Annotated in this window: 9 protein-coding genes; 5 read left to right on the top strand and 4 right to left on the bottom strand. The window is 72.0% G+C overall.

Annotated features, from left to right (window positions below; all coding sequences use genetic code 11):
- Positions 1-543: 543 nt before the first annotated feature.
- Complete coding sequence (tyrS, locus tag DKL51_RS28290; RefSeq protein WP_423790551.1) at positions 544-1833, bottom strand: tyrosine--tRNA ligase; 1290 nt, start codon at positions 1831-1833, stop codon at positions 544-546.
- A gap of 101 nt (positions 1834-1934) precedes the next feature.
- Between tyrS and DKL51_RS28285 the strand changes: the two genes are divergently transcribed.
- The 4 genes from DKL51_RS28285 (at position 1935) to DKL51_RS28270 (ending at position 4341) form a co-directional block, all read left to right on the top strand.
- Positions 1935-2318: a PaaI family thioesterase gene (locus DKL51_RS28285; protein ID WP_185734944.1), complete on the top strand. Its 384-nt coding sequence runs from the start codon at positions 1935-1937 to the stop codon at positions 2316-2318.
- 115 nt (positions 2319-2433) lie between these two features.
- Positions 2434-3660: an NRAMP family divalent metal transporter gene (locus DKL51_RS28280; RefSeq protein ID WP_109942832.1), complete on the top strand. Its 1227-nt coding sequence runs from the start codon at positions 2434-2436 to the stop codon at positions 3658-3660.
- Positions 3657-4037, top strand: coding sequence for a hypothetical protein (locus DKL51_RS28275; protein ID WP_109942831.1), 381 nt, complete (start codon positions 3657-3659; stop codon positions 4035-4037). Before DKL51_RS28280 ends, DKL51_RS28275 begins: the two co-directional genes overlap by 4 nt.
- Complete coding sequence (locus tag DKL51_RS28270) at positions 4024-4341, top strand: hypothetical protein (RefSeq protein ID WP_109942830.1); 318 nt, start codon at positions 4024-4026, stop codon at positions 4339-4341. Before DKL51_RS28275 ends, DKL51_RS28270 begins: the two co-directional genes overlap by 14 nt.
- Positions 4342-4344: 3 nt before the next feature.
- On the opposite strand, the gene DKL51_RS28265 is transcribed toward DKL51_RS28270, so the two are convergent.
- From DKL51_RS28265 to DKL51_RS28255, 3 genes are all read right to left on the bottom strand, one after another.
- Positions 4345-5679, bottom strand: a complete 1335-nt coding sequence (locus tag DKL51_RS28265) for a hemolysin family protein (RefSeq protein ID WP_109942829.1) — start codon at positions 5677-5679, stop codon at positions 4345-4347.
- Between the two features lie 141 nt (positions 5680-5820).
- On the bottom strand, positions 5821-6453 hold the full coding sequence (locus tag DKL51_RS28260) for a hypothetical protein (RefSeq protein ID WP_109942828.1): 633 nt from the start codon (positions 6451-6453) through the stop codon (positions 5821-5823).
- Between the two features lie 10 nt (positions 6454-6463).
- A complete protein-coding gene (locus tag DKL51_RS28255; RefSeq protein ID WP_109942827.1) occupies positions 6464-6967 on the bottom strand; it encodes a GNAT family N-acetyltransferase in 504 nt (167 codons plus the stop codon).
- A 143-nt stretch (positions 6968-7110) separates the two neighbouring features.
- Between DKL51_RS28255 and ppdK the strand changes: the two genes are divergently transcribed.
- A complete protein-coding gene (ppdK, locus tag DKL51_RS28250; RefSeq protein WP_109942834.1) occupies positions 7111-9771 on the top strand; it encodes a pyruvate, phosphate dikinase in 2661 nt (886 codons plus the stop codon).
- The last annotated feature ends 117 nt before the right edge of the window (positions 9772-9888 follow it).

The raw sequence follows: 9888 nt of genomic DNA, 5'->3' as shown, positions 1-9888 counted from the left end.
TGGCTTATCAAGCACCCTGTTGAGTTCTCAAAGAACAACCACACACCATCCGGAAGCCCCCCAATCAGGAGGACCCCATCCGGGGCATTTCATTCGTCCCGCACCCGCCGCTCTCGCGCCGGGCACTTTTACTACGTTACCCGGTTGTTTCCGCCGTGTCAAACCGGTGTTTCGCGGTTTGCCATGCTTCAACCCTTTTGCCGGGCACCATAATTCGACCGGCTCGCGCCGGGCGCCTCGTGGATTTCGGCAGGACGGCCGCTTGCGGTCTCCCGCTTGCTCGTCCGTTTCCCTGCCGGCCGATAAACCTTACCCGGTCGGTCTCGCCTCACCAAATCCGCCCTGCGGCGGATCCGGGGCACCGCCCGGTCCAGGTTCTGATAGTAGACAACCATCCGACCCTGGGGGTCATTCCCGCGCTCCGGCTTCCAGGACTTTCGCCCTGTTTCGGCCGTTCCGCGCTGGCAGAGAAAAAGTTACGCGCCCAGCGGAGTGATCGTCAAATCCACTGGGCGCGTCCCCCGTCACACTGTCGACGTACGGCTATTTCTGCAGCTCAACCCCGGCGAACGAGCGCTTGCCGCGGCGCAGCACCAGGTACCGCCCGTGCAGCAGGTCCGCCGGCGAGACGACGTGGTCGACGTCGGCGACCCGGACGTTGTTGATGTAAGCGCCGCCCTCGGCGATCACCCGCCGGGCCTCCTTGAGGCTCGGCACCAGCCCCGACTCCTTGAACAGCGTCGGGACGTCCGGCAGCTCCGGCAGGTGCACCAGGCCGGCCTCGGTGAGCGCGGCCCTGAGGGTCACCGGGGAGAGTTCGCTGAGCTCGCCCCGGCCGAAGAGCGCCTGGCTCGCGGCCACGACCTGGGCCATCTCGCGCTCGCCGTGCACCAGCGTGGTCAGCTCCTCGGCCAGGGCCCGCTGGGCGAGCCGGGCCTGCGGGCGTTCCGCGGTGGCCTTCTCCAGTTCCTCCAGCTCCTCGCGCGAGCGGAAGCTGAAGTAGCGCAGGTAGCGGGTCACGTCGCGGTCGTCGGCGTTGACCCAGAACTGGTAGAAGGCGTACGGGCTGGTCATCTGCGGGTCGAGCCAGACGGCGCCGCCCTCGGTCTTGCCGAACTTGGTGCCGTCGGCCTTGGTGACCAGCGGCGTCACGAACGCCTCCACCGGCCCCCCACCCCGACGGCGGACGTAGTCGACGCCGGCGGTGATGTTGCCCCACTGGTCGGAGCCGCCGTACTGGAGCTGGCAGCCGTGCCGCCGGTGCAGCTCGAAGAAGTCGTTGGCCTGCAGCAGCTGGTAGCTGAACTCGGTGAAGCTGATGCCGCTCTCCAGCCGGGCCTTGACCACCTCGCGGGCCAGCATCTTGTTGACCGGGAAGTGCTTGCCGACGTCGCGGAGGAACTCGACCACCGACATCTCGCCGGTCCAGTCCAGGTTGTTGACCACCTGGGCGGCGTTCGCCCCGGTGTACGACACGAACGGCGCGAGCTGGTCGTGGATCCGCTGCACCCAGCCGGCGACCACTTCGGGCGGATTGAGGGTGCGCTCGGCGCTCTCCTTCGGGTCGCCGATCTGCCCGGTCGCGCCGCCGACCAGCAGCAGCGGCCGGTGTCCGGCGAGCTGGAGCCGACGGGCCGTGGTGACCTGCATGAGGTGGCCGACGTGCAGGCTGGCGGCGGTGGGATCGAAGCCGACATAGAAGGTGGCCAGCCGGCCGTCGAGCAGCTCGCGCAGCTCGTCGAGGCCGGTCGAGTCCTGGATCAGACCCCGCCACAGCAGGTCGTCGGTCAGCGAGTCCCGCCCGTGCGGGAGGTTCCTGTCGGTCACGGTCACCGATTCTCCCCCATGGCGGTCCTCGGACCGTACCGGGTTTGCCAACCGCGGGCCGACTAGGCTGGCGGATCCGTACTAAGCGAGGAGGGGCTGCGGTGGAGATGCCGGACCTGACCGGGGGCTTGGTCGCCCTGCTCGGCCTGAAGTTCGACGAGGTCAGCGGCGACCGAGTGGTCATCCGCTGGCAGGTACGCCCGGAGCTGCACCAGCCGTTCGGGATCCAGCACGGCGGGGTCTACTGCTCGGTGGTGGAGACGGCGGCCAGCGTGGGCGGCTCGCTCTGGCTGGGCGACAAGGGCCAGGTGGTCGGCGTGTCCAACCAGACCGACTTCCTGCGGGCCGTCCGCGACGGCGAGCTCACCGCGGTGGGCACCCCGGTCCATCGGGGCCGCAGCCAGCAGCTCTGGCAGGTGGAGATCACCGACGCGGACGGCCGGCTCGTGTCGCGGGGCCAGGTACGGCTGCAGAACCTCACCGCCGTCTGACCCACACCCCGCCGACCAGCGGCGGGCGCAGCCGGCCAGCTGTTTGATTCGCCCGAAATGGGCAGCACCATGCCGATATCGTCGCGGCGATGACACTGCCCGAGCCACGCCCGACGTGAGGAAGCTCCTCGCCGCGACCCTGGGCGTCCTCTCCGCCATCGGCGGGTTCGTCGACATCGGCGACCTGGTGGCGGCGAGCCAGGCCGGCGCCCGCTTCGGAATGGCGCACGCCTGGGTGCTGCTCGTCGGGGTGCTCGGCATCTGCGCGTACGCGGAGATGGCCGGCCGGATCGCGGCGGTGAGCGGCCGCGCGGTCTTCGACCTGGTCCGCGAGCGGTTGGGGCCGCGGGTGGCGCTGCTCAACCTCGTGGCCTCCTACGTCGTCACGGTGATCACCCTGGCCGCGGAGCTCGGCGGGGTCGCGCTGGCGCTGCAACTGGCGTCCGGGGTGAGCTACCTGCTCTGGGTGCCGGTCGCCGCGCTCGCCGTGTGGCTGGTGCTGTGGCGGATGCGCTTCGAGCTGATGGAGCGGGTCTTCGGCCTGGCCGGGCTGGCGCTGCTGGTCTTCGCGGTCGCGCTGTTCGTGCTGCCCACCGACTGGGCCGAGCTGGGGCGCGGGACGGTGCACCTCACCACCGCCGGTCAGGGTTGGGGTGCCTACTGGTTCGTGGCGGTGGCGCTCTTCGCCTCCACCGTCAGCCCGTACGAGGTCTTCTTCTTCTCCTCCGGCGGGGTCGAGGAACGCTGGAGCACCGCGGACCTGGCCGATGCGCGGTCGAGCGTGCTGATCGGCTTTCCGGTCGGCGGGTTCCTCGCGCTGTCGCTGATCGCCACCGCGGCGGTGGTCTACCACCCGAGCGGGACCTTGCTGCGCACCCTCGACCAGGTGGCCCATCCGGTGGTGCTCGCGTTCGGCGGGGTCGGACTGGCGGTGGCGCTGCTGGCGTTCTTCGCGGTGACCTTCGGCGCGGCCCTGGAGACCGGCCTGTCGGCGGCGTACGCCGCGGCGCAGTACTTCGGCTGGCAGTGGGGAAAACGGGTCAGCCCCCGGGAGGCGGCCCGGTTCCACAGTGTGCTGCTGCTCAGCGTGCTGTTGGGGGTGCTGATGCTGCTGACCAGGATCGACCCGATCCGGCTCACCGAGTACATGCTGATCATCAGCGCGGTGGCGCTGCCGCTGACGTACCTGCCGATCCTGGTCGTGGCGAACGACCGGACGTACCTGGGTGACCGGGTGAACGGCCGGCTCACCAACCTGCTCGGCGCGCTGTTTCTGCTGCTCATCATCGCCGCCTCGGTGGCGGCGATCCCGTTGGCGATCGTCACGAGGATGGGACAGTGAGAGTTCAACTCGGCAGGCAACTGCTCGACCGGCAGATCGTCGACCGGGACGGGCGGCTGGTCGGCAAGGTCGACGACCTGGCCTTCGCGTTCGACGACGAGGGCCACCCGTACGTGGACCACCTGCTCACCGGGCAGGGGGCGCTCGGACAGCGGCTCGGCGGCCTGATCGGGCGGTTCCTCGTCGCGCTCGCCGACCGGTTCGTCGAGAACCCGCCGGTGCGACCGGTGCCGATCCCGTTCTCCCTGGTCGAGCGGGTGGACAGCGCGGTACGGCTGCGTTGCCGCAACGCCGACCTGCCCCAGTCGCCGGTGGAGAACTGGCTGCGCCGCAACGTCATCGACCGGATCCCGGGAGCCCACCGTGCGAGCGGGTGAGCTGCTCGGGCGGGCCGCGTACGACCTGCACGGGCGGCGACTCGGCCGGGTGGTGGACGTGGTGGTCCGGGGCGGCTTCCCGCCCGACCGGCTGCGGCTGACCGACGTGATCGTCGCGGGTCACTGGTGGACCCGGGTGGCCGGCCGGTTGATCGGATCGGAGCTGCATCCAGCCGGGCCGTGGCTGCTCCGGGCGTTCGCGCGGGTCCTCGGCCGGAGCGCCCGGCAGTTCCCGGCCGACCAGGTGCGCCTGCACCCGCCGGTGTCCGGCTTCCCATTCGGCCCGGCCGGCGACGGTCGCTAACGGTCAGCCGCGGGCCTCGTCCAGCACCGGGGCCTCGACGTCCTCCTCGTGGTCGTGCTGTGCCGCCTCGGCGTCCCGACGTACCCGGACCTCGGTGATGGCGTGGTGCTCCACGCCGGCCACCGCCAGGTGGCAGCCGTCCACCGTCACGCTCTCCCCCGCCACCATCGGGATGTGCCCGAGGCAGGTCAGCACCAGCCCGGCGATCGTGGTGTAGTCGCCGCTCGGCCGGCCCGGCAGTTCCACGCCGAGGTCGGTGAGGTCGTGCACCGGGAAGGTGCCCGGGAGCACCAGCGTGCCGTCCTCCTCCGTGCGCACCGAGCTGAGGTCCCGGTCGGTCTCGTCGTAGATCTCGCCGACGATCTCCTCGAGGATGTCCTCCAGCGTGACGATCCCGTCGACCGCGCCGCGCTCGTCCACCACCAGAGCGATGTGCTGGCGTTCCGCCTTGAACTGGCGCAGCGCGTCGACCACCGGCAGGGAGTCGGGCAGCAGCATGGGCGGCCGGGCGATCTCGTCCACCGGCCGGTCGTCCGGCACGCCGACCAGGTCGCGCAGGTGGATCACGCCGACCGCGTCGTCGAGGCCGCCGTGCCGCACCACCGGGGCCCGGGAGTGGCCGGTGGCGGCCAGCACCAGCCGGGCCGCCTCCGCGGTGGTCCCGCTGTCGAGGGTGAAGACCTGCAACCGGGGTACGAGCACCGCCCGCAACTGCCGGTCCGCGATCTCCACCGCGCCGGCGATGATGGTCCGCTGCTCCTTGGTGAAGCCGTGATTGCCGGCGACGATGTCGCGCAGCTCGTCCGGGCCGATCTCGTCCGGCTGGTGCTTCGGGTTGAGCCCGAAGAGGCGTACCACCACGTCGCTGGTGGCGCCCAACGCCCACACCGCCGGCCGGGTGAAGGTGGCCAGCAGGTCGAGCGGACGGGCCACCACCAGGGCCCACCGCTCGGCCGACTGCATCGCGATCCGCTTCGGGGCCAGCTCGCCGAAGACCAGGGTGACGAAGGTCAGGGCCAGGGTGACCGCCACGATGGCGACGGTCTCGGCGGCGTCGCCGAACACCCCGAGCAGCGGTACCAGCGGCTTGGCCAGGGAAACCGCCGCGGCCGCCGAGGCGAGGAAGCCGGCGAGGGTGATCCCGATCTGGATGGTGGCCAGGAACCGGTTCGGGTCCTTGGCCAGCCGGGCCAGGGTCCGGCCGGCGCGGCTGGTTCGCTCCAACCGCTGCAACTGACTGTCCCGGAGCGAGACCAGCGCCATCTCGCTACCCGCGAAGGCCGCGTTGAGGATCACCAGAACCCCGACCAGGGCCAGTTGGCTCCAGTAGCTCTGCACGCCCGGTTCTCTCTCTCACGCGACCAGCGTCGGCCGCCATGGCCCACGCCGCCGCCGGAGGACCCGGTCGGCGTAGCGCTGTCTGTGCCCACCGGGAGAGGGGCTGAATCCTGCCGCCACCCGGCCGGCTGACCGGATGATCTAGGCCGCGGCGGGGGCGGGCAGGTCGAGCACGTACGCGTCGCCCTCGGGGCGGAAGCCGAGCCGGTGGTAGTAGGGGGCGACCATCCCGGGCGGGCTGACCACCCGGCGGAAGCCGCGGTCGGTGAAGAGGCGGCTGCGCCGGTAGACGAACTCACCCGGGGTGAAGTCGCGGAACCGCTGGGTGACGTAGTCCAGGTCGATCTGGGCCACCCCGCCGGGCTCCGCGTGCGACACCACGACCCCGACCACCTCGTCGGCGCGGACCACCAGGAACGCCGAGCGCCGGCGGTCGCCGGTGTCCCAGCGGAAGTCCGGGTTGAACTTCGCGATGTCGGCGGCGTGCACCCGCAGCGTGTGCGCCAGGAATGCGTCGTCCACCCCCACCTCGACCACCTCGTACGTCTGCTCGTCGTGCCGGGTGGCCAGCATCGTCCGCAGGTACCAGAGGTTGATCACGGTGAGCACCACGTTGAGCCCGACCATCGGCCAGACGTGCACCGCGGCGTTGTACCCGATCAGGATCAGGCAGCCGAGCAGGTTGAGGGCGCGCAGCCGAAGGATCCGGGTCTGCAGGAGCGACCAGACCAGCAGCGCGGAGCCGGCCCAGCCGACGAGTTCCAGCCAGTTCACCTCGGGGAGACTAGTGGTCGGGCTGGTCAGCCGCCTCGCGGGGCAGCTCCAGCACGTACTCCTCGACCTCGGCGCCCCGGGCGTTGGCGTACCCGGAGTCCTCACCGACCACGACGAAGCCGCACTTGCGCAGCACCGCGAGCGAGGCGGCGTTGTCCTTGGCGGCGCGGGCGTGCACCGGGCGCTGCGGCAGCTCGCGCAGCAGGGCGGCGAGCGCGGCCGTGGCGTGACCCCGGCCCCAGCGGCGCGGGTCGATCCAGTAGCTGACCTCGGTGCGCTCGCCCACCGGGAAGGCGGCCACGCGCCCGACCACCTCGTCGTCGACGGTGATCGTGCGGTTCACGATCCGCGGGTCGGTGCGGATCCGCTTCCAGTGCGCGTCGAACGCGGCGCGGTCGCTGGGGTCGGCCGGTCCGAAGGCGGCCATCCAGTTGGCCTGCGGCTCCTGCTCGTGGGCAAAGAAGGCCGGCAGGTCTTCGTCGCGCACCGGGCGGAGCCGCACCTCACTGGTCACCCGGCGGAGGATACGCGGACCTGACGACAGATCAGGACCTCTGGCCCGGGGACGGTCCCGTCCGGCCCTGCCGATCGGGTTCCCCGCATTGCTACGAACGAATGGGACACCGTTCCCGCGGTAGCGGAGTGGAGGCCGGGACCATGCCCAAGTACGTCTACGACTTCATCGAGGGTGACCGGAGCAGGGCCGACCTGCTGGGCGGCAAGGGCGCGAACCTCGCCGAGATGACCCGGCTGGGGCTGCCCGTCCCGCCCGGCTTCACCATCAGCACCGACGCCTGCCGGGTGTTCCTGCCCACCGGTGAGCCGCCGGCCGGGCTCTTTCAGGAGGTGAACGGGCACCTGCGGGAGATCGAGGCCCGGCTGGACCGGAAACTCGGCGACCCGCACGACCCGCTGCTGCTGGCGGTCCGCTCCGGCGGCCGGTACTCGATGCCGGGGATGATGGAGACGATCCTCGACATCGGCCTCAACGACGCCACCGTCAGCGGGCTCGCCGCCCGCAGCGGGGACGACCGCTTCGCCTGGGACTCGTACCGCCGGCTGATCCAGATGTTCGGCCGGACCGTGTACGGCGTGCCGGCGGAGGAGTTCGAGCGGGAGCTGGAGGCGCTGCGTGCCTCGGCCGGGGTGGCCGGGCCGAGCGCGGCGCAGCTGCGCGACCTGGTGGAGACGTACAAGAAGGTCTTCGCCCGGCACGTCGGGCACGACTTCCCGCAGGCCCCGCACGAGCAGCTCTACCTGGCCATCCGTTCGGTCTTCGAGTCGTGGAACTCGGAGCGGGCGCGGATCTACCGGCGGCAGGAGCGGATCCCGGACTACCTAGGCACCGCGGTCAACGTGATGGCGATGGTCTTCGGCAACCTCGGCCCGGACTCCGGCACCGGCGTGGCGTTCACCCGCGACCCGGCCACCGGCGCACCCGGGGTGTACGGCGACTACCTGGCCGACGCCCAGGGCGAGGACGTGGTGGCCGGCATCCGCAACACCGTCGGCCTGCCCGAACTGGAACGGCTCGACCCGGTCACCTTCCGGCGGCTGCGGGAGATCATGGCGACGCTGGAACGGCACTACCGGGACCTGTGCGACATCGAGTTCACCATCGAACGCGGCAAGCTGTGGATGCTGCAGACCCGGGTCGGCAAGCGCACCGCGGCGGCGGCGTTCGTGATCGCGGCGCAGCTCGTCGACGAGGGGCTGATCACCTTGGACGAGGCGCTGCACCGGGTCACCGGCGCGCAGCTCGCCCAGCTGATGTTCCCCGCCTTCGACCTCACCGGCGCGCCGGAGCCGCTCGCCGTCGGGGTGGGCGCCTCCCCGGGCGCGGCCGTCGGTCGGGTGGTCTTCGACTCGGCGGCCGCGGCGGCCGCCACCGACCCGGTGATCCTGGTCCGCCGGGAGACCAACCCGGACGACCTGCCCGGCATGATCGCCGCCGCCGGCGTGCTCACGTCCCGCGGCGGCAAGACGTCGCACGCCGCGGTGGTCGCCCGAGGCATGGGGCGGACCTGCGTCTGCGGCGCCGAGGCGCTGCGGATCGACCCGGAGCGCGGCGAGTTCACCGTCGGCGACCGGCTGGTCCGGGCCGGCGATCTGATCTCGATCGACGGCACCACCGGCCGGATCTACCCGGGACAGGTGCCCGTGCAGCCCTCCCCCGTCGCCCGCTACCTGGCCGGCGACCTGGCCCCCGAGGCGGACCCGCTCATCGCGGCGGTGCAGCGGCTGCTCGGCCACGCCGACGCGGTGCGCACGCTCGGCGTGCGGGCCAACGCCGACACGCCCGAGGACGCCCGTCGGGCGCGGCGGTTCGGCGCGACCGGGATCGGCCTGTGCCGGACCGAGCACATGTTCCTCGGCGAACGCCGGGAGCTGGTGGAACGACTGATCCTGGCGGACGGCCCGGAGGAGCTGGAGGCGGCCCTGGCCGCGCTGCTGCCGCTGCAGCGGGCCGACTTCGTCGGCATCCTCGCCGCGATGGACGGGCTGCCGGTGACCATCCGGCTGCTCGACCCGCCGCTGCACGAGTTCCTGCCCCCGCTGCACGAGCTGACCGCCCGGGTGGCCCGCGCCGAGGCGCTGGGCGAGGACCCGGGCCGGGACGCCACGCTGCTGGCGGCGGTACGCCGGATGCACGAGGCGAACCCGATGCTCGGGCTGCGCGGGGTGCGGCTCGGCCTGGTGGTGCCGGGGCTGTTCGCCATGCAGGTCCGCGCGGTCGCCGAGGCGGCGGCCCAGCGGATCCGGGCCGGCGGGGACCCGCGGCCGGAGATCATGGTGCCGCTCGTCGGCGACGTACGGGAGCTCGCCGCCGTCCGGGACGAGGCGGAGCGGGTGCTGGCCACCATCGAGGGCGCCCCGGAGATCCCGATCGGGACGATGATCGAGGTGCCCCGGGCCGCGCTGACCGCCGGGGAGATCGCCGCCGAGGCGCACTTCTTCTCCTTCGGCACCAACGACCTGACCCAGACCGCCTGGGCGTTCTCCCGGGACGACGTGGAGGGCTCGTTCTTCAGCGCGTACCTGGACCGGGGGATCTTCCCCGTGTCGCCCTTCGAGAGCATCGACACCAAGGGCGTCGGGCGGCTGATCCGGCTGGCCGTCGCCGAGGGCCGGGCCGCCCGACCCGACCTCACCATCGGGGTCTGCGGCGAGCACGGCGGCGACCCGGACTCGGTGGCGTTCTTCGCCGACGCCGGGCTCGACTACGTCTCCTGCTCGCCGTACCGGGTGCCGATCGCCCGGCTTGCCGCCGGTCGGGCGGCCGTCGACCCCGCCACCGGCACGTCCGACTCCCGATAGGAGGGGAGCACGATGACCGCCATCCTCAACCCGACCGGGCTCGCCCCGGTGAGTTCGCCACCGGTCCGGCCCACCCCGGCGGCCCCGGCCCCGGCCGTGGCCGCCGGGGTGGGCCGG

Origin of the sequence: Micromonospora globispora (assembly GCF_003857015.1) — a bacterium.
GTDB lineage: Bacteria > Actinomycetota > Actinomycetes > Mycobacteriales > Micromonosporaceae > Micromonospora > Micromonospora globispora.
This window is presented reverse-complemented; position numbering and strand designations above follow the sequence as displayed.

Coding starts and splice junctions, on each gene's coding strand:
- DKL51_RS28285 (WP_185734944.1), top strand. CDS start 1,935: ATGCCGGACCTGACCGGGGGCTTGGTCGCCCTGCTCGGCCTGAAGTTC.
- ppdK (WP_109942834.1), top strand. CDS start 7,111: ATGCCCAAGTACGTCTACGACTTCATCGAGGGTGACCGGAGCAGGGCC.